At 70.3% G+C, this 19351-nt stretch carries 20 protein-coding genes and 1 pseudogene; 4 read left to right on the plus strand and 17 right to left on the minus strand.

Translation table 11 applies throughout. The features are described 5' to 3' along the window. Positions 1 to 54 precede the first annotated feature (54 nt). The 4 genes from OG595_RS31650 to OG595_RS31665 form a co-directional block, all read right to left on the minus strand. The gene (locus tag OG595_RS31650) at positions 55 to 1128 is read right to left on the minus strand and encodes a PDR/VanB family oxidoreductase (protein ID WP_329277926.1); all 1074 of its coding nucleotides are present in this window, start codon (positions 1126 to 1128) and stop codon (positions 55 to 57) included. After that, on the minus strand, positions 1128 to 2042 hold the full coding sequence (locus OG595_RS31655) for a metal-dependent hydrolase (RefSeq protein WP_329277928.1): 915 nt from the start codon (positions 2040 to 2042) through the stop codon (positions 1128 to 1130). Before OG595_RS31655 ends, OG595_RS31650 begins: the two co-directional genes overlap by 1 nt. A 69-nt stretch (positions 2043 to 2111) precedes the next feature. Then, the gene (locus OG595_RS31660) at positions 2112 to 4040 is read right to left on the minus strand and encodes a hypothetical protein (RefSeq protein WP_329277930.1); all 1929 of its coding nucleotides are present in this window, start codon (positions 4038 to 4040) and stop codon (positions 2112 to 2114) included. 49 nt (positions 4041 to 4089) lie between these two features. Further along, entirely contained in the window at positions 4090 to 4599 is a 510-nt protein-coding gene (locus tag OG595_RS31665; protein ID WP_329277931.1) for a tetratricopeptide repeat protein, read from the minus strand. Positions 4600 to 4832: 233 nt separating this feature from the next. Here OG595_RS31665 and OG595_RS31670 point away from each other — a divergent pair, with 233 nt between their 5' ends. After that, the gene (locus OG595_RS31670; protein WP_329277933.1) at positions 4833 to 5294 is read left to right on the plus strand and encodes a hypothetical protein; all 462 of its coding nucleotides are present in this window, start codon (positions 4833 to 4835) and stop codon (positions 5292 to 5294) included. Between the two features lie 160 nt (positions 5295 to 5454). Here OG595_RS31670 and OG595_RS31675 read toward each other — a convergent pair whose 3' ends face one another. From OG595_RS31675 to OG595_RS31700, 6 genes and pseudogenes are all read right to left on the minus strand, one after another. Beyond that, positions 5455 to 7125 (minus strand): DUF1996 domain-containing protein, encoded by a 1671-nt coding sequence (locus OG595_RS31675; protein WP_329277935.1) that lies wholly within the window; start codon positions 7123 to 7125, stop codon positions 5455 to 5457. Positions 7126 to 7296: 171 nt separating this feature from the next. Further along, positions 7297 to 7733: pseudogene (locus OG595_RS31680) on the minus strand (hypothetical protein); the annotation flags it as partial. Positions 7734 to 7870: 137 nt separating this feature from the next. Beyond that, entirely contained in the window at positions 7871 to 8467 is a 597-nt protein-coding gene (locus tag OG595_RS31685; protein WP_329277937.1) for a winged helix-turn-helix domain-containing protein, read from the minus strand. Between the two features lie 316 nt (positions 8468 to 8783). Further along, positions 8784 to 9812, minus strand: a complete 1029-nt coding sequence (gene glnII, locus OG595_RS31690) for a glutamine synthetase (protein ID WP_329277939.1) — start codon at positions 9810 to 9812, stop codon at positions 8784 to 8786. 353 nt (positions 9813 to 10165) lie between these two features. Beyond that, the gene (locus OG595_RS31695; RefSeq protein ID WP_329277940.1) at positions 10166 to 10846 is read right to left on the minus strand and encodes a hypothetical protein; all 681 of its coding nucleotides are present in this window, start codon (positions 10844 to 10846) and stop codon (positions 10166 to 10168) included. 97 nt (positions 10847 to 10943) lie between these two features. Beyond that, positions 10944 to 11315, minus strand: coding sequence for an arsenate reductase family protein (locus OG595_RS31700; RefSeq protein WP_329277942.1), 372 nt, complete (start codon positions 11313 to 11315; stop codon positions 10944 to 10946). A gap of 129 nt (positions 11316 to 11444) precedes the next feature. Between OG595_RS31700 and OG595_RS31705 the strand changes: the two genes are divergently transcribed. Continuing rightward, positions 11445 to 11753 carry a hypothetical protein gene (locus OG595_RS31705; protein ID WP_329277943.1) on the plus strand — a complete coding sequence of 103 codons (309 nt, stop codon included), beginning with the start codon at positions 11445 to 11447 and terminating at the stop codon, positions 11751 to 11753. 398 nt (positions 11754 to 12151) lie between these two features. Further along, entirely contained in the window at positions 12152 to 12439 is a 288-nt protein-coding gene (locus OG595_RS31710; protein ID WP_329277944.1) for a hypothetical protein, read from the plus strand. 54 nt (positions 12440 to 12493) lie between these two features. Here the strand turns inward: OG595_RS31710 and pspAB are convergent, their stop codons facing one another. The 5 genes from pspAB to glnA form a co-directional block, all read right to left on the minus strand. Next, complete coding sequence (gene pspAB, locus OG595_RS31715) at positions 12494 to 13105, minus strand: PspA-associated protein PspAB (protein ID WP_329277945.1); 612 nt, start codon at positions 13103 to 13105, stop codon at positions 12494 to 12496. A 26-nt stretch (positions 13106 to 13131) separates the two neighbouring features. Continuing rightward, on the minus strand, positions 13132 to 14055 hold the full coding sequence (gene htpX, locus OG595_RS31720; RefSeq protein ID WP_329277946.1) for a zinc metalloprotease HtpX: 924 nt from the start codon (positions 14053 to 14055) through the stop codon (positions 13132 to 13134). 112 nt (positions 14056 to 14167) lie between these two features. Then, positions 14168 to 15607, minus strand: coding sequence for a hypothetical protein (locus OG595_RS31725; protein WP_329277948.1), 1440 nt, complete (start codon positions 15605 to 15607; stop codon positions 14168 to 14170). 17 nt (positions 15608 to 15624) lie between these two features. Beyond that, entirely contained in the window at positions 15625 to 15882 is a 258-nt protein-coding gene (locus OG595_RS31730; RefSeq protein WP_329277950.1) for an SCO2583/SCO2584 N-terminal domain-containing protein, read from the minus strand. Positions 15883 to 16065: 183 nt separating this feature from the next. Further along, positions 16066 to 17475, minus strand: a complete 1410-nt coding sequence (gene glnA / locus OG595_RS31735; RefSeq protein ID WP_329277952.1) for a type I glutamate--ammonia ligase — start codon at positions 17473 to 17475, stop codon at positions 16066 to 16068. A gap of 197 nt (positions 17476 to 17672) precedes the next feature. Between glnA and OG595_RS31740 the strand changes: the two genes are divergently transcribed. Beyond that, positions 17673 to 18140 carry an RDD family protein gene (locus OG595_RS31740; RefSeq protein WP_329277954.1) on the plus strand — a complete coding sequence of 156 codons (468 nt, stop codon included), beginning with the start codon at positions 17673 to 17675 and terminating at the stop codon, positions 18138 to 18140. A gap of 145 nt (positions 18141 to 18285) precedes the next feature. Here OG595_RS31740 and OG595_RS31745 read toward each other — a convergent pair whose 3' ends face one another. Both OG595_RS31745 and OG595_RS31750 read right to left on the minus strand, forming a co-directional pair. Then, entirely contained in the window at positions 18286 to 18984 is a 699-nt protein-coding gene (locus tag OG595_RS31745; RefSeq protein WP_329277956.1) for a DUF4191 domain-containing protein, read from the minus strand. A gap of 80 nt (positions 18985 to 19064) precedes the next feature. Next, entirely contained in the window at positions 19065 to 19265 is a 201-nt protein-coding gene (locus OG595_RS31750) for an SCO2195 family GlnR-regulated protein (protein WP_329277958.1), read from the minus strand. Positions 19266 to 19351 lie beyond the last annotated feature (86 nt).

A 19351-nucleotide genomic window follows, 5' to 3' on the forward strand; every position in this document is an offset into this window, starting at 1 on the left:
GAACACCTTACCGATCGGATACGGCCCGCAACGGACGGGTCCGACCGAGGATGTTCACAAATCCAGCACAAGTGGACTCCGTCGTGCCCGTGACACGCAGATCAGCATCGAGTCCGCCCGCTCGGCATCGGTCAGCAGCTCGTCACGATGGTCGACTTCCCCGGCGAGCACGCGCTGTTGGCAGGTCCCGCAGAATCCCTGCTCGCACGAGTACGCGATGTCCGGCAGCTCCGCCCGTACGGCGGCCAGCACGGTCGAGTCGGCCGCCACCGTCAACGTCCTTCCGCTGCGCCGGAGTTCGACCTCGAAAGGCTGGTCGCCCCCGGTCGACGTACGCGGGGTGAAGCGCTCCAGTCGCAGCACGGTCCCCTCGGGCAGCCGGGCCTCGACCGCGGCCATCAGCCCCTCGGGGCCGCAGCAGTGGACTGCGGTGCCCTCGGGCAGGTCCGCCGCCACACCCGCGAACAGCGCGTCGAGGTCGGGCAGTCCGTCCTCGTCCTCCGCGACGACCCGCACCCGGTCGCCGCCCGCGCCCAGCTTCTCGATCTCGGCGAGGTACGGCATCGAGGCCCGGCTGCGCCCTCCGTACAACAGCCGCCATTCCAGGCCGGGTTGGGAGTGAACGGCCCGGAGCATCGGCAGGATCGGGGTGATGCCGATACCGCCGGCCACGAAGACGTAGGCCGGAGCCGGGGCGAGCGGGAAGCGGTTGCGCGGGCCGCGCACCTCGACGCTCATGCCGGCCCGCAGTCCCTCGTGCACCTCGCGCGACCCTCCGCGCCCGTCCGGCACCAGCCGCGTGGCGACCGTGTACGACGAGGTGTCCGCCGGATCCCCGCACAGCGAGTACTGCCGCACAAGCCCCGACGGCAGCACCAGATCGAGATGCGCCCCCGGCGCCCAGCCCGGCAACTCCCGCCCCACCAGGCGAAGTTGTACGACACCGTCGGCGACCGTCTCGTGCCCGGCGACCGTCAGCCGCAGGGCCCGTGAGCGCGGCCGGCCGGAGACCGGCTCCGCCAGCGCGGGCAGCGGCCACAGCGGGGAGTCCTCGATCCGGCGGCGCACGGCCCGCCGGGCGAGCAGCGCGGCCCCGGCGGTGAGCGCGAGAGTCAGCGGCCGGGGCATCAGGCGGCGCCCCGGTCGGCCGCGAGGGCGGCGGGGGAGGAGGCCAGATAGGCGACGGCCTGCTCGGTGGAGCCCTCCTGGGACGGGTGGTAGTCCCGGGCGAGATAGCGCGGCACCGATCTCGCCATGGCCCGGGTCGACGGCAGCAGACCCCGCTTCCCGCGCACGTAGAAGCCCCGGAAGGTCGGCTTGCGGAGGTTCGGCGCCGGGTCGTTCGCCATGAAGAACCGCACCCCGCGCTGCCACAGGAAGAACAGCGCCAGCAGTCCGGTCAGCCAGGTCCGCACGCGCCGCCCGTAGCCCCCGTCGACGTGTGTGAACAGATCGAAGGCGACCGACCGGTGCTCGACCTCCTCGGCACCGTGCCAGCGCAGCAGGTCCAGCATGGTCGGATCGGCGCCGCGCCGGTCCAGCTCCGGGGCGTTGAGTATCCAGTCGCCGAGGAACGCCGTGTAGTGCTCGATGGCCGCGATGACGGCGACCCGTTCCATGAGCCACCACCTGCGCGCCCGGCGGCCCGGCAGGAGGAACCGGTCGCCGAGCAGCTTCTCGAAGAGCCAGTCGACCTGGGCGGTGTACGGCGTCGGATCGAGCCCCGACTCCCGGAGATGCGGGAGGACTTCGTCGTGGGCCTGGGAGTGCATCGCCTCCTGCCCGATGAACCCGACGACGTCCGCCCGCAGCCGTTCGTCACGGATGTACGGCAGCACCTGCTTGTACACGTGCACGAACCACCGCTCGCCGGCCGGCAGCAGCAGATGCAGCACGTTGATGGTGTGCGAGGTGAACGGATCCCCCGGCACCCAGTGCAGCGGGGTGTCCTCCCAGGAGAAGGACACCTTGCGCGCCTTGAGCGGTATGTGCGGCGGTACGTGTTCGGAGGGGGCGGGGGAGGGATCGGCACTGTTGGACATGGCGTCAATGTACTGACGGGTAGCGGGTGGGGAAACCCTTCTGCGCCGACTTGTTGACGCCAGTGTCAGCTAGCGCAGTCCGCCGATGGCCCGCCCGTCCTTGAGCGTCCCCTTCAGGCCCGCCTGGGCGCCCTGCTGGGTCCTGGCCGCCAGCATGGCACCCCGCGCGGACGAACTCACCCCGCCCGTCGCCGTGATCGACGCCGTGTTCTCCGACCCGGCGGCCAGCATGTACCACTCACCCGCCCCCGACTTCCACAGCACACCGGCGAGCACGTTCGGGTCGCGGGGACCGCACGCCGGGCCGCTCTCGGACTTCGCCGCGACCGCCCCGTACGCCCCGCCCGGCGTGTGGAACTGGGCCAGGACCCGCGCGCCCTCACCGCGCCAGGTCTCGGCGCGGGTGCACACCCAGTCGGCGGCTCCGCCCGCGTCGGGCAGCGGCTGCCGCGCGTACTGCCAGGCGTTCACGGAGCGCACGCCCTGGGAGTGCATCGCGGCGAGCGAGCAGGCGAACGGTGACCACATGGTCAGCGCCGCCGGAGCCGAGGCCTCGCGGGGCGCGGTCGGGCGGCCCGTGGTGAGGTGGGCCGGCACGAGTTCGCCGAGGTCGCTCAGCAGACGGGCGCCTCCGGCGTCGGTCACCTGGAGCGTGTTCCACGACCGGCAGGTGCCGGTCTGCGCGACGGGGCTGGCCAGCGGCCCGGTCACCCCGTCCGTCAGCCCCAGGTCGATCGGCGTCCCGGCCGGCACCCGCAGGTCCCGCATCTCCGCCTTGAGCACCCAGGGTGCCGTCAGGTAACGGACGTTGCCGTCGGCCCGGTCGAGGACCACCGCGTCGGCCTCGGCGCCGGTCGCGCCGTCGACGCGGGCGAAGTCGAGGGCGGCCCCGCTCGTGCCGTCCTTCGGCTCGGCGTACCGGGCGATGCGCAGACCGTCGTACAGGATCACCACGTGGGCGGCGTCGACAGTGCCCGCGTACAGGAGCTGGGGCGGGCCGGCCGGGCCGCCGGACGGGGTGCCCGGGGTCGCCGAGACCTGGACCGTCCCGCCGGGGCGGGCCCAGACGGCGAGGGCGCGGCGCAGCAGGGCGCTGTCGTCGACGAGGTCGCCGCGCGCGGGCCAGACGGAGAAGTCGGTGCGCGCGGAGGACTTCCAGGTGGCGGGGGCGACCAGGGTCAGCCGGGCCGGGTCCAGGGCGGCTTCGGCGGCCGGGTTCTTCGCGTACGCGGGTGCGGCGGCGCCGTCCGGGGCCCAGCCGTCCCCGGGCAGGCCGAGCAGCGCGCCGCACACCGCGACGGCCGCGGCGGCGACGAGCGCGGCCTTCAGGTGCTGCCTGCGCCGCATCAGGTCGGTCGGGCGGGCCTGGAGCGAACAGGGGTCGAACTCGGCGGAGTCGAGCAGCGCGTACTGCGCCGGGACCTCGTCCGCCTCGCGCAGCGCCTCGGTCGGCCGGTCGACCCCGGCGGCCTCCAGGGCGGTGCGTACGTCGGAGTCCGGGAGCTTCTCCAGACCGCGCAGGACGTACGCGGCCCGCGCGGGGCCGGAGAGGGCCGACAGCCGCTGGTCCAGGGCGAGTTCCTCGGCGCCCCCCGACCGCGGGAAGAGCCGCAGCCCCCACACCTGGGGGAGCAGCGGCGGCAGTTGCGACCGCTTCGGCAGCGTGCGGCCCCGCCACGGCTGCCCCGCGGCGAGCGCCGTACGCAGCACCTGGAGGCGGACGAGCGCGTAACCGGGGTCGCCCGCACGGCCCTTCGGCTGGGCCGGGATCGCGGCCGTGGCCGTGCGTCCCCTGGGCAGCGCGCGCTGGGTGAGAGCGTGCGCGGTCAGGACGCGCCGGTTGCGGCCGAGGCTCGGCGGCAGCACCAGATAGGCGAGCCGGACGAGCCGGGGGTAGTGCTCGACGAGCGCGGCCTCGGCCTGCTCCACGTCGACGACGGGGCGGCCCTTGGCGCTGTTACCGGTGGTGGGGCTGAAGGCGACATCCTGTGACTGCACGTTCAGCAGAACGAGCGAATGGTCGGATGGTCACCTGGCCGGCCGGGAGTCAGCCGTCGGGCTCGGTCAGCAGGCGGGCGTAGTTCGCCATCGACCGCTGGTAGCGCGGCAGGTGGGGAGCGAGGGCGCCGAGGACCAGCGAGAGTCCCTCACGGTCGCGGCCGAGGCTGGACAGACACAGCGCCAGACATGCCCGTACGGCGTCGTCCAACTCGTCGGAGGGGGCGTCCAGTTCGGGAGTGAGCAGTTTGACGCCCTCCTCGGCCTGCCCGAGGTTCCGCAGCGAACTCGACAGCTGGATCTTGGCGCGGCGGCCCTTGTAGCCGCTGGCTTCGCTGAGGCCGAGTGCGAGCGCCTCCCGGTAGAGCGGCGCCGCCCGGTCCGAGTGGCCCGTGGAGTCCCAGGCGCACGCCTGCTCGAAAGGGGCCAGGGGGCTGTCGGCGGGCAGTTCGGCGACGAGAGTGTCGATCACGGCGCGGAAGTCGGCCCCGTGGTCCTCGTCGTAGTCGTCGAAGGTGGCCCAGGCCGCGTCCACGCGCTCGTTCCAGTCCGCGTTCACTCGGGTCGCCTCGCGATATCCGTGCCGGTCATGCTTGCTGACCTGCCTTTCTGCCGGGGGTCCGGGGGGTTGTCCCCCGGGTGGACGTGGTACTTGCCCACTCTCGCACACGTGTTCCCTGATTGAGTGGTCTGTGCCCGGCAGCCGTATCGAAGGCGAGGGCTCCTCGACGGGGCCACCCGCGGCATGGGCCGAGAGTAATGTCGGCGGCGAACGGACCGGAGGACGAACAGATGATGGTGACGCGACCGAAGCTCGCGGCTGCCGCGGTCACAGCCGTGGCGGCGCTGGCACTGACGGGCTGCTCGGGCGGCGACAGCGATCGGGCGGCCACGGCGATCGACTCCACGCCGGTCGCCGCGACCGGCAGCCTGGAGCAGCTCGCGAACAAGGCCGGCTGCAAGCCGATCATGCAGATCGACGCGGACGAGCTCCGCCAGGCCGCCTGCAAGACCACCACCTACGGCAAGTTCCTTCTCCTGACCTACGCAACCGACCGCGGCCAGCGCGAGTGGATCAACGGGGCCAAGGACTACGGCGGCTTCTACCTCCTCGGCCGCAAGTGGACCGCGGTCGGCGACCAGAAGGTGATCGCGAAACTGCAGGGGAAGCTCGGCGGGACCACCGAGGTGGGCGCCGACCACCACGCGGGCGCCAGCGGCGAGGCGACCCACTCCGCCGGCCACGACGGCTGAGCGGAAGCAGGAACAGGAAGAACGAGCGGGACGGCACGCAGAGCGGCAAGCAGGACGAGAAGCAGAACGAAGAGCAGGGCAGAGCACGAGAAAGCCGGTGGCGGGAGAACCCGCCACCGGCTTTCTCACGTGGACCACCATCGGTGGACCACTGTTGGATCTACTGGCACTTCTTGCCGGTGTTGATGCAGTTGACCATCTTGTTCATCGTGTTCTGGGAGAAGAAGTTGATGAAGTCGTTGTGGTCGGTGATCGGCTTGTGCAGGTTCTCCGGGAAGGAGTCCACCGCGTACGGGTTCACGACCGTGCCGTTCTGCAGCTTCGGGGCCGGAACGTTGTAGACCAGACGGACCTGGAGCTGGGGGATCGCCTTGAAGCCGTTGGCGCAGGTGCCGTCGGCCTGGACGAAGGCCACGTGAGTGCGGTGGTTCGCACTGTCGATGTTCTGGCCGTCCCAGCAGCTCTGGAAAGCGGTCGTACGGACCACGGCGCTGCCCTGCGGGCAGATCGGGTACTTGTCCTTCAGCTGCACCTTGTTCTCGAAGCCGGTGCAGCTCCAGTTCACGTTGGCGTTCGCGTTGCCGTTGACGAAGGCCTTGGCGTCACCGGTGATGATGCGCAGGGCGGTCGGCATCGCGACGACGTTGCCCTTCTTGTTGCCGACGAACTTGATCTGCGCCTGGGAGGCCTGCAGGATCTTGCCGACGTTGCCCTCGGTGCCACCACCGGCGGCGTTCTGGTCGAAGTCCTGCGAACCGTCCTGCAGACGCAGCACCGGCCAGAAGTACGACGACTTGTCGCCCTGGTTCTGGCAGCTGGTCTGGGCCGCCGCCAGTTCCTGGTCGCTCGCGAAGGCGTCGTTGCTCTGGTTGCCGACGTAGTCGTGCAGGTGGTGCGCGCCGTTGCTGACACCGGGGGCGACGATCACGTTGTCCGTGTTGTGGTTGTCGTTCCCGTTGGTGCCGCACTTGGTGGTGAAGGAACCGCGCGAGCCGCTGTTGCCGTTCGCGGCGAGCCCGTTCGCGCCCACACCCAGCTGGGCGTTGCCCTGAACCTTGGTGATGTCGACGAAGTCGGCAGCCACCGGTCCGTTGCCGCCCTGGCCGCCACCGCCGGCGTTGCCGGCACCCGCGTTACCCGCGCCGGCGTTGCCGGCACCCGCGTTACCCGCGCCAGCGTTGCCCGCGCCAGCGTTGCCCGCGCCAGCGTTGCCCGCGCCTGCGTTGCCCGCACCAGCGTTGCCCTGGCCGTTGTTGTTCTGACCGTTGTTGTTCTGGCCACCGTTGTTCTGGTTGCCGTTGTTGTTCTGGCCGTTGCCCTGGTTGTTGTTGCCCTGGCCCTGGCCGGCGTTGGTCTGCGGGGCTGCCGCGACGGCGGTGCACTGGGCGAACTGCGCCAGGTTGTCGGCTCCGGAACCACCGGCCCGCTTGATGTTGATGCGGATCCGGTCGATCGCCGCGACGCGCTTGTCCTTCAGCGGATTGACGATCGCGTTCTGTACGAAGCTCGCGTCGCCCGCCTGCGCCTGCCGGGTGGAGGCGAGACGTGCGTAGGCCTCGGTGATCTGGTTGTCCAGATTCGCGAGCTCCCTGTCCACACCGGCGCGGGCGCCGCTCGGGACATTCGAGAGCTTCTGGCCGACGTCCGGGCAGTCGATCGTGGCGATCTGTGCGGCAGCGGCCTTGGTCTGGTTCTGGGCGCCGTTCTCCTCGTGTGCGGAGGCGTAGAAATTCGCCCAGACAAGTCCACCACCACCGATCGCGAGGGCCGCGGATGCGGCCACGGCGCGAACGGCCAGTGGTGAGCGTCGTTTACGTGCATTGCGTCCCATGGAACTCCTCTGACTTCCTTGCGGGGCTATCGAGGCGCCCGACAGGAGTGAAGCGGCGTCGTTCCATACGAGGGGGACCCCAGGAGTGTTCAGCCGCCTCAGAAATTGATGAGAGATTCGTAGGACAATTCGACCTCAACTCCACCGGCTATACCGGGAGTTGCGGATCTCTTACGGCAAGTGTTCGGAGGGGGAGCGGATATCGTCGACTCTGGCATGTTTTCGGCGCCGGTGGTCGAGATATGTCAGTACCGTCAGGACGCGGCGGTTGTCGCCGTCCGGCACCCGGGGTCCGGTTCGGCGAAGATGTCGGACGTGTGCCCCGTGATCGCCCGCTCCGCGACAACAAGATGCCCCGCGGTCGCCGCGTTCGAACGTTTCCCGAGCCATGAGTTCCAGCGCATCCGGCTCGCTGGGCGTCAGCCGCCCCAGCCGCCGGCTGTCCCCGGCGCACCCCGCAGGCCGGCAACTCGTCCGCGTACAGCCGCTCCACGTGCCGCGACAGCCCCGCCACGGACAGCACCGGTACCGGCGGGTCCCGGCCGAGCCCGCAGTGCCCGCAGCGCGCACTGCGGTGCCTCGTCGGTGTGCGTCGGCGGCGGGCGTACGGCGCCTCTTCACGGGCACCCTGGTGGAACTCCGCCCGTTGTCGGTACCGGGGGGTGGGCGCCGGGCACACCTCCCCGGTCCGGAGGATCGGTCAGGCCGGATCAGATCAGGGCAGGTCGGTCAACGCTCGTGCCGGTCAACGCGCGGTCGGGGGCGTGTACTTGTACCCCACCCGTCGTACCGTCTGGATCGCCTGCCGGTGCTCCGCGCCGAGCTTGCGGCGCAGCCGGGCGATGTGGACGTCCACGGTCCGGCCGTCGCCCACGTGCCCGTAGCCCCACACCGTGGTGACCAACTGGTCGCGGGTGTGCACCCGGTTGGGGTGGGCGACGAGATGGGCGAGCAGTTCGAACTCGAGGTACGTGAGATCCAGCGGCTGCCCGTCGACCTCGGCGGTGCGCTGCACGTTGTCGACGCGTACGAGGTGACGGTCGCCGTCGGCCCGGGACTGCTCCGGGGCGGTGGACGGGGCCGGCAGCTCCGGGTCCGGGAGCGCGAACGGCAGTACGGGCGGCTGCTGGTCGGCCGGCACGAGCACCAGGTAGCCGATCATCGGCGGCTGCCCGGGCAGCGTGGGCAGGGTGTGCGGGGGAGCGGGCAGCCAGGTGGCACCCGGCGGCAGGAAGTCCCTGACGTCGACCACCTCGTCCCGGTCGACGGCGCGCAGCCGGTGCCGGGCGGAGCCGTTGGGGGAGAGGGGGGACAGGGGGGAGAGAGTACGAGTGGTCGCCATGAGAGGTCAGCTCTTTCGCGCGAGGAGTTCGTCGGGGACGTACGTCGTGCGCGTCGGCGGAAGACCGAGAAGTACGGCAGCAGAGGGGCCGTACGGCTGGTGTTAGAGGGCCGACGCGTTCATCGCGCGACAACACACCCGGTCGAAGTCGTGGTGCTGGCGGGAAGGCCAGAAGGGCTCAAGGTCGTGGCGACCTGTCGCGATGCACTTCTGGAAGCTGGCCATGGGTCCATTGAAGCAGAGAAGGGGCGAAGCGGAGAAGGGGTGTCCACCGTCCGGTGGACACCCCTTCTCACTATCTGGGATCAGCTGGTGATCAGACCTGTCCGGCCTTCTCCAGGGCAGAGCAGCAGGTGTCGACGATCAGCCGCGTCACGAGGTACGGGTCGACGTTGGCGTTCGGGCGGCGGTCCTCGATGTAACCCTTGCCGTCCTGCTCGACCTGCCACGGGATACGGACCGAGGCGCCACGGTTGGAGACGCCGTACGAGTACTCGTTCCACGGGGCGGTCTCGTGCAGACCGGTGAGGCGGTCGTCGATGCCGGCGCCGTAGTTCTTGACGTGGTCGAGCGGCTTCGAGCCCTCACCGAGGGACTCGCACGCGGTGATGATCGCGTCGTAGCCCTCGCGCATCGCCTTCGTGGAGAAGTTGGTGTGCGCACCGGCGCCGTTCCAGTCGCCCTTCACCGGCTTCGGGTCCAGCGTCGCGGAGATGCCGAAGTCCTCGGCGGTGCGGTAGAGCAGCCAGCGGGCGATCCACAGCTGGTCGGAGACCTCCAGCGGGGACACCGGGCCGACCTGGAACTCCCACTGACCGGGCATGACCTCGGCGTTGATGCCGGAGATGGCGAGACCGGCCTTGAGACAGTTCTCCAGGTGGGCCTCGACGATCTCGCGACCGAAGATCTCGTCGGCGCCGACACCGCAGTAGTAGCCGCCCTGGGGGGCCGGGAAGCCGCCCTCGGGGAAGCCCAGCGGACGGGAGCCGTCGAAGAAGGTGTACTCCTGCTCGATGCCGAAGATCGGCTCCTGGGCGGCGAACTTCGTGGCGACCTCGACCAGCGCGGCACGCGTGTTGGACGAGTGCGGCGTCATGTCGATGTCGAGGACCTCGCACATGACGAGGATGTCGTCACCGCCGCGGATCGGGTCCGGGTAGGAGGAGACCGGCTTGAGCACGCGGTCCGAGGAGTGTCCCTCGGCCTGGTTCGTGGAAGACCCGTCGAAGCCCCAGATCGGCAGCTCGGCGCCCTTGGCGTCGTCGGCCAGAATCTTGGTCTTGGAGCGGAGCTTGGCCGTCGGCTCGGTGCCGTCGATCCAGATGTACTCAGCCTTGAAGGTCACGGGACACATCCTTCGGGGTGGGTCTCTAGGCGCACTTGCGGGTGCTGCGGCGCTGCGGCACTGGGGCGCCGCTGTTGTTGCCCGCGAGCCTGTCAACAGGCGATTTCCCGATCATTGCTCGAATGTGAACCCCGTGTTACCTGGTGTTCTTGTGGCGATTTTCACGCGGGGAGGGCCCGCACGGAGTCGCGAAGGGGAAAGGAGGGGGAGCGCTCCGGGACTCGTATGCGAAGGGGTTGAGGGGGGTGGAGGGGATTGATGCGGATGAGGGGGACTTCGGAGGAATGGGTGGGTCCTGCCACCCCTGGCCGGGAGTGACAGGACCCTTGTCCGAGCGGTTCAGCGCCGGAACCTCACCCCACCTTCTCGATCAGCGCCCGGCGGATCAGGAACTTGCCGGGCTCGCGAACCTGCTCGAAAGCCGCGTTGTTGAGCAGAGCGCAACTGCCGGAGAACGAAGTGACCTGCACCGTCGTGGACTTGTCGTTGTCCAGGTTGGTGACGCGCAACGTGGTCCCGACGGGGAACTGGTTGCTGGACGCGGCAGGGGCCCCGCCCTCCCCGGAGAGGGTGACGGTGGACCCGTCGCAGACCTGCTGCCCGTCGGCGGGGTCAGCCGGGTCGGCCGGGTCGGCGGGAACGCCCGGAGTGGCCGGAGTGGCAGTCGAGGCGGGCGAGTCGGTCTGTGCGGGCGATGCGGGCTGCGTGACGGGCTGCGTGACCTGGGAGTCCTGAGCCGACTCCCCAACCACGCAACGGGACGCCTCCTGCTGGACCTTGATCTGCGCGACGACCGCGTCACGGTTCGCGATCCGGGCCGTCGAGAGGGCGTCGGGATCGGCCCGCTGGTCCGCGATGAACTTCTGGTTGTTGCCGAGGGCGGTGGCGAGCCCCTGGCAGACGGTCGAATCCGCGGCGGTCTGCGCCGCGTTGGAGGTGGCGGCCATGGCGAAGGCGCCGCCGCCCGCCACCACACCGGCACCGATCAACAGCGCCAGCTTCTTCTTCGTACTGACAGTTCTCCTGCGCGACATGCGCGCCTCCTGAAGAGATAGGGGAGCGTACGCCGCTATGTACGAGATACCGAACGAGGTCACTCAGCGGTCACGGGAGCCGCCGAAGTGACGTACGTCACGCAGGTGGGCGCCGGGTCAGGGCCTCTCGTACGGCCTCGTCCGTGCGGGCCACGACGGCACTGCCGTCGTCGGCGGTGATGACGGGCCGCTGGATCAGCCTGGGATGCGCGGCGAGAGCGGCGACCCAGCGTTCCCGGTCCGCCGCCTCCCGGCCCCACTCCCTCAGCCCCAACTCCTTGGCGACGGTTTCCTGGGTCCGGGTGATGTCCCAGGGTTCGAGCCCGAGCCGGTCGAGTACGTCGCGGATCTCGGCCTCGGTGGGCGGGTCCTCCAGATAGCGGCGGACGGTGTATTCGGCACCCTCGGCGTCGAGCAGGGAGAGGGCTCCACGGCACTTGGAGCAGGCCGGGTTGATCCAGATTTCCATGGGGCTCACGGTACGCCAGAGGCCTTGTGGCCAGGGGCTTTTGTCAGTGCCGGGCAGTAGAATAGAAGCAGTGTTCGAGGGTGTCGCCGGGGGGTCCGGTGCCACCCTGACCGCGACAGGAGGATGCCTGTGCCCGCTGCCGCTCTCAAGCCGTCGCCCACCCAGTCCACCGCCAGGAGGGGGGTCCTGCTCGAACTGCCGTGCGCCCCTGTGGAGAAGCGCCCGCTGCCGCCGGGGCGCCCCCGCGAGTGGTACGTCACGCACAACCGCCGGCTCAAGGCGATGCGCCTCGCGATCGCCCTGCTCGACTCCGGCGTCTACATGCCGAACCAGGCCCGCAACGAAACGATTCGCAGCGCGGCGGATCTGATCGGCGTACACCCGCCGTCGGAGACGACGTGCCACATGGTACGAGCGCTGATGCGTTACTCCCGCTGAACGGCCGCCGGGTGCCCTTGTCTGTCCAGGGCACCCGGCGTTCGGCGTCCAGGAGGCGATCCGGCCGCCGCCCAGGCGGTGTTCAACCACCCGCCCGGGGCCCAGGTCCGGGCCCAGGCACAGAGGGCCTCACCCCGTGAGCCCGTCGCCCGATCGCTCACGCCACTCCCGTCCCGCGCACCGCGAAACACGGATGCGCGGGCTCCCCTGTCGTCCCTACGCTGGACAGGCAGAGCGAAGCCGTCCATACGGCTTCCCGCCGGACAGGCGTGAGTTCCAGGACTCGGGGCTACTCTCTACGCACCGACGGACGGGCACCCACCCCAGCGCCCCGCCCGGCGCACACCGTCACATCCGTCACCGCTCAGCCATCCACGCCACTCACAAGGAGTCCCGTCATGGGCACCTTGATCATTTCCGCGACCGTCGTTCTGATCATCATGGGCTTCAAGAACAGCGTCCTGTGGCTCGCCGCCGCCGGCCTGCTCTACGTCTACTTCCGCTACGGCCGCACGGGGAGCGGTACGGCGGCCTCCTCGTCCGGGGGTGCCGGCCCGGCCGCGGGCTCCTCGCCCGCCAGCTACCGCGCCTACCGCCAGCGCCGGGACCAGCAGGCCAGGTGGGAGCGCCGCTACCGTCGCGAGCGCCCTGTCCAGACCCGCCGCCAGGACCGCCGGGGCCAGTAGGGGAAGTCGCGCAGGGGAGAACGGGAAGGGGGGAGTGCCTCCGGTCGGTCCGTCTCACAGACCGGGGGCACCCCACACCGGGAACCAGCGGTTCAGGTCCTGCTCGATCCGCAGATCGTCGGCGAGCACGGCCCGCACCTGCAACTCCAGTGCGCTGTCCCGCCGTTGACCTTCACCGCCGGTCAGCGGCGAGAAGGGGTAGAAGGTCCCGCGCTTGTACAGATAGACAAGCCCGAGCCGCCGAGCACCCTGGCCCGAGGTCCCCGTAGCTCCCGCGTCTTCGAACCCGACCACCGAACACAACAACTGGGGCCCGAACCCACTCGCCTCCAACGCGCTGTTGACCGCGTGCAGATCCCCGACGAGCGCCGGCAGATCCTCCGGCCCGCGCCGCGACACCAGCCACGAGTACCCGTACTCGTCCCGGACCAGCTCGACAGGCGGCCCGGTCCGCTCCGCGTCAGCGTCGAGCAGGGACTGGACCTCCTTGCGTACGTCGTCGAAGGCCGCGCCCTCCACCGAGGCGAAGCACACCGACCCGCTGCCCGTGGGCGTGAAGCCTGCCGCGGCCTGGAGGGTCACGGCGGCCGACGGCAGCCCGAAGAGCCGGTCGAGGTCGGGCGCCACGGGCTTGGTGCGCCCCAGCAGAATGTCCAGCAGCCCCATGGGTTGTGTCCTCCTCGCTCCTCAGCTCACGACTTTCCCGTGCCGGGAGCCGCCGCCTCCCCCAACTCGCCGGAGATCTGCCCCAGTTGGTCGAGCCGCTGCTCCAGACTGGGATGGGTGGAGAAGTACCGTGCCAGGCCCGGCTCCTTGCCGAGGGCGGGTGTGAAGTAGAAGGCGTTGAAGGCCTGTGCGGTCCGCAGGTCCTTCGACGGGATCCGCGCGATGTCGCCGGACACCTTGGTGAGCGCGGAGGCCAGTGCCGAGGGCCGCCCGGTGAGCAGTGCGGCGGAGCGGTCTGCGGCCAGCTCACGGTACCGGGACAGCGCGCGGATCAGCAGGAAACTGATCGTGTAGACGGCGGCGGAGACGCCCATCACCGCCGCGAAGACGACGGCGGTGTTCTGGTCCCGCCGGCCCCCGCCGAACAGCTGCGAGTAGAACGCGAACCGCACGATGAGCCCGGCGATGACGCCGAGGAAGGACGCGACGGTGATCACGGCGACGTCCTTGTGCGCGACATGGGACAGTTCGTGCGCGAGGACACCCTCCAGTTCCTCCGGTTCCAGCCGCCGCAGCAACCCGGTGGTCACGCACACCACGGCGTGATCGGCGTTCCGCCCGGTCGCGAACGCGTTCGGCATATCCATGTCCGAAACGGCGACCAAGGGCTTGGGCAGATCGGCCACCGCGCACAGCCGGTCGATCACCCCGTGGAGCTGCGGATACTCCTCCCGCTCCACGACCCGCCCGCGCATCGCGAACAGGGCGACCCGGTCCGAGAACCAGTACTGCGCGCCGAGGAACCCCGCCGCGACCACCACGACCAGCACCCAGGACTTCAACAACACGATCAACGCGGCGACAAAGGCCACGTACAGCAGTCCGAGCAGAAACAGCGTGACCGTCATCCGCACGGTCAGTCGCCGGTCGCTCCGCATTCGGTTCGGCATCCGTACCACCCCGCCAGTCAGGCACTCGCCCCACTGCCCAGTGTGCACCTGCCCCGTCCCATGAAGCGGTCGCGATCGGTCCTAGGCCCAGCAAAGCTCGGTTCGGTCCGGCTCAGCGCGTGATGCCCGCCTCCCACATCGGCATTCTCAGCGCGGACTCACCGAGCAGATGCTGCGCCCGGCCGAGCAGTTCGCCCACCTCCGCCGACCCTCGCCGCGCATCCGGAGCCGGGGACCAGCTCCGCACCGAGTGCGCGGCCCAGGCCCGTAGCCGGACGTCCGGATCGCCGAGCAGCGCGACCGCCGCCCGCAGCCGCACCAGCCCGCCGTACGCGTCCAGCAGCCGGAACGCGGCCACCCGCGCATGCCGCGGCGACCCGTCCCCCAGCCGCTCCGCCAGCCGGCCGGTGTCCAGCGACCGCACGAAGGGCAGCAGCGCCGACGTCACCTCCCGCACCACACCGGGCTCCGGGTCGTCGAGCAGCGCCCGCAGCCGTCGTACGTCCGTCACGTCCAGCGTCCGCAGACCCGCCACCGCCCGCGCCCGTACCCCGGCGGCGGGATGGCCGAGCAGCGGCCACAGCAGCTCCGCGTCCGCGCGCACCCCGCACTCCGCCAGCCCGGCGACCGCGCCGGGCGGCAGCGCCGGGTCGTCCGGCCCGGCACACCGCTGCCGGTACCAGGCCCGCGGATCGCCCCCGGACTGCCGTACGACATACCGCGCACAGGCCCGCACGAGCCCCGACCGGTCGGGGAGGAACTCCTCCGCCCGTTCCCCCTGCCCGGCCCGCCGCAGCGCGGTCACCCCGGCGGACCGCACCCGGGGCCCGCGCGCGCCGAGCAGCGCGTCGAGTACGCCGGTGTCCGGGCCGCCCGCCGCATCGCTCTCCGGTAGGCCGGCCAAGGCGGCCTCGGCGCAAAGGTTCTGGACGACGGGGTCGGTGTCGCGGGCGGCGGCGCGGGCGAGTTCGGCGGGGGAGAGGCGCCCCTCGTCGACGGCGAGGCGGTACGCGTACCGGCGTACGCCCCGGTCGGCGTCGGTGAACAGCGGCGCGAGACGCTCACTGGGTGCCCGGCGCAGCACGTCGTCGAGCAGGTCGACGGCGAAGACACCCCGGCCGCGGCGGGCGCCGAGCAGGATCAGCGGCGCGAGCCGGACGGCCGTCTCCGGGTCGAGGACCGCCCGCAGCACCTCCCGGGCCCGCTCCCGTACGGGAAGCACCCAGTCGGCGGTGCGGACGACGACCAGCGGCCACAGCCCGGGACACCCCACCGCCCGGCCGAGAGCCGCCTCACGCACCCGCCCGTCGCGGTGGCACAGGGCGAGCGCGAGCCGGGACTCGGTGAGGGCGGTGAGCCAGGGGCGCCGGCCGTCGACCTCGGTCAGGGTCGGCAACCGCTCCGGCGGGAGCCGGTAGGACCAGCAGCACCGAAACCCCTCGTCCAGCCGGAGCCAGGCCATCGGCTCCCCGGCGTCGAGCACGTCGGACAGAGCGGCTCCCTCGGCCAGCCGCAGTGCCGCCGCTTCGCCAACCCTGATGTCCTCGCGCATGCCCGTCCCCGCCGGTACTAGTAGGGAGCCCGGAAGTTCGCGTACCCCAGCAGCAGGATCACCGCGGCCACGCACCCCAGTACGACCGCCGTCGACACCCACGACGACCGACGCGGTCCCGAGTGGTCGGGATCGCCCCGGAACGGCACCGGTTCCGGCGGGTTCTCCTTCCACCGCGCGGCCAGCATCCGGGCCCGCGCCGAGGGCTCCTTGTGCTCGGCGCTGTCGGCCCACCTGACGTCGAACTCCCGCTCCACGTCGTCCTGTTCGGACATCCCCGTTTCCCTCTCTCACACCTGGTTCGAACAACCGTATGGACAGTAGATGTGGATGATCTCCCGACTGCGGCACGCCTGGGAAGCGGAAAAGGATATCGATCAGCCCAAAACACGCGGCCCGAACACGGCAGGGCCGCCCCCTCGCGGGGACGGCCCTGGAACGCTGGTGAGGCGGGTCGATCACACGTCGAAGTACAGCTCGAACTCGTGCGGGTGCGGACGCAGCTGGATCGGCGCGATCTCGTTCGTGCGCTTGAAGTCGATCCACGTCTCGATCAGGTCCGGCGTGAACACGTCGCCCTGGAGGAGGAACTCGTGGTCCCGCTCAAGGGAGTCGAGGACGGCCGGGAGGGACGTCGGGACCTGCGCCACGCTCGCGTGCTCCTCGGGAGCCAGCTCGTACAGGTCCTTGTCGATCGGCTCGGCCGGCTCGATCTTGTTCTTGATGCCGTCCAGGCCCGCCAGCAGCAGGGCGGAGAAGGCGAGGTACGGGTTGCCGGAGGAGTCGGGCGCGCGGAACTCGACGCGCTTGGCCTTCGGGTTGGAGCCCGTGATCGGGATACGCATGGCCGCGGAGCGGTTGCGCTGCGAGTACACCAGGTTGATCGGCGCCTCGAAGCCCGGGACCAGGCGGTGGTACGAGTTCACCGTCGGGTTGGTGAACGCGAGCAGCGACGGGGCGTGCTTGAGGATGCCGCCGATGTAGTAGCGGGCGATGTCCGACAGGCCCGCGTAGCCGGCCTCGTCGTAGAAGAGCGGCGAGCCGCCCGTCCACAGCGACTGGTGGACGTGCATGCCCGAGCCGTTGTCGCCGAAGATCGGCTTCGGCATGAAGGTCGCGGTCTTGCCGTTGCGCCAGGCCACGTTCTTCACGATGTACTTGAAGAGCTGGAGGTCGTCGGCCGCGGCGAGCAGCGTGTTGAACTTGTAGTTGATCTCGGCCTGGCCGGCGGTGCCCACCTCGTGGTGCTGACGCTCGACCTGGAGGCCGGACGCGGCCAGCTCCAGGGAGATCTCGGCACGCAGGTCGGCGAAGTGGTCGACCGGCGGGGTCGGGAAGTAGCCGCCCTTGTAGCGGACCTTGTAACCACGGTTGTTCTCGACCGTACCGGTGTTCCAGGCGCCGGCCTCGGAGTCGATGTGGTAGAAGGACTCGTTCGCGCCGGTCGCGAAGCGCACGCTGTCGAACACGTAGAACTCGGCCTCGGGACCGAAGTACGCGGTGTCCGCGATACCGGTCGACGCCAGATAGGCCTCCGCCTTCTTGGCCACGTTGCGCGGGTCACGGGAGTACTGCTCGCCCGTGATCGGGTCGTGGATGAAGAAGTTGATGTTGACCGTCTTGTCCTTGCGGAACGGGTCGACCCGCGCCGTGGACAGGTCGGCGCGGAGCGCCATGTCGGACTCGTGGATGGCCTGGAAGCCGCGGATCGAGGAGCCGTCGAAGGCAAGTTCCTCGTCCGGGTCGAAGGCCGTCGCCGGCAGCGTGAAGTGCTGCATCACACCCGGCAGATCGCAGAAGCGGACGTCGACGAACTTGACGTCCTCGTCCGCGATGTACTTCTTGGCCTCGTCGGCGTTCTGGAACATCCAGCTCCTCCTACTCCCGGCCGTCCGTGCCGGGGTGGTAGTTCGTTCGTGCGGCCAGTGCGGTGGCACACGTTGGATCCGACCTTAGGGACAGGTGATTTCTCAGGCATGACCCATTTGTTTCGACCAAGTTAACCGGACCCGGGCCTGGTGACCCACCTGTGGGTAGCGGAATTCACGCGCAGTACGGTGGTCGGGTGGACAACAGGGACGCAATCGGATCGTGGCTCTCCGGACCTCGCGCAGCCGCGGAGGAAGCGGGTGTCGACTTCGGGTACCGCGGCGAACAGCTCGGTCTGCCCGAGCAGGGCCCCGGATCGATCGCCCGCCCGGGGCGCCGTCTCGGCGCCCTCGCCGTCGACTGGGGCCTGTGCCTCTTGATCGCATACGGCCTCATCACCGACAGCTACAACGAGGCGGCGCAGGTCTGGGCGCCGCTCATTCTCCTCGCGCTGCTCCTGCTCACGCTGGGCACGCTCGGGTACACCCCGGGCAAGCGGCTCTTCGGCCTGCGGGTCGTCGCCCTGGACACCGGCCGCGTCAACCCCCTGCGCGCCGCGCTGCGAACGGTCCTGTTCTTCCTCGCCCTCCCACCCCTGATCTGGGACCGCGACGGCCGCGGCCTGCACGACCGGCTGGCCGGCACCGTGGAAGTACGCGTCTAGCGTTTCCGCGGCACGGCAGGCATGACGCACGACGTACGGCGACGCGTGACGCGTGACACGTACGACGATGGGGGCGCCCGGAGAGTGATCCGGGCGCCCCCATCGTCGTACGAGGTTGCTTGGTCGTCGTACGCGGTCGCTCGCGTCAGCGCATCTTGCCGCCGCGCGGCATGCGCGTCCCCTTGGGCATCGGGCCCTTCGGCACCGGCATGTTGCTCATCAGGTCGCCCATGGCCCGCAGCCGGTCGTTGGTCGCGGTCACCTGGGGGCCGGCGAGGACGCGGGGCAGCTTCAGCATGGTCGTGCGGAGCTTCTTCAGCTCGATCTGGCCCTCACCCGTGCCGACCAGCAGGTCGTGCACCGGCACGTCCGCGACGATGCGGGCCATCTTCCGCTTCTCGGCGGCCAGCAGGCTCTTCACCCGGTTCGGGTTGCCCTCGGCGACCAGCACGATGCCGGCCTTGCCGACCGCGCGGTGCACCACGTCCTGGCTGCGGTTCATCGCCACCGCCGGAGTCGTCGTCCAGCCTCGGCCGATGTTGTCCAGCACGGCTGCCGCGGCACCCGGCTGGCCCTCCATCTGCCCGAAGGCGGCCCGCTCGGCCCGGCGCCCGAACACGATCGCCGTCGCGAGGAAGGCGAGCAGGAGGCCGAGAATGCCGAGATAGATCGGGTGACCGATCAGGAAGCCGATCGCAAGGAAGACACCGAAGGTGAGAATTCCGACGGCCGCGAGTACAAGACCGATCTTCTTGTCGGCCTTGCGGGTCATCTTGTACGTCAGGGCGATCTGCTTGAGTCGCCCGGGGTTCGCGGCGTCCGCCGCGTTTTCCTTCCTCGCCATGCCGTGAAGTCTACGTGGCCTGGGAAGCGCCGACGACGGCGGTGTCGCCGGGAGACGGCCGGGAGGTGCGGGAGCGGGGGTCAGGAGTAGGTGGCCAGGGCCTGTTCGAGGACGCGCTGCGCCTCGACCCGGTCCTTGGCGCGACGGCGGTCCTCCAGGACGGAGGTCCAGGCGTTCTGGCGGGCGGTGCGCTGGCCGCTGTTCATCAGCAGCGACTCGACTGCGCGCAGTGCGTCGGTGAACGACGGAATGGGTGTGGCGCGGACGGGCGCGGTCTGCATGGTGGAGGTCCCCCCTCGGAACGGCTCTGGGTAAGGGTGCACATCGTGTGAAGCCAGGCTCACTGATTGGTGTTACCAGGGCGTGA

The organism is Streptomyces sp. NBC_01451 (genome assembly GCF_036227485.1).
Taxonomy (GTDB): domain Bacteria; phylum Actinomycetota; class Actinomycetes; order Streptomycetales; family Streptomycetaceae; genus Streptomyces.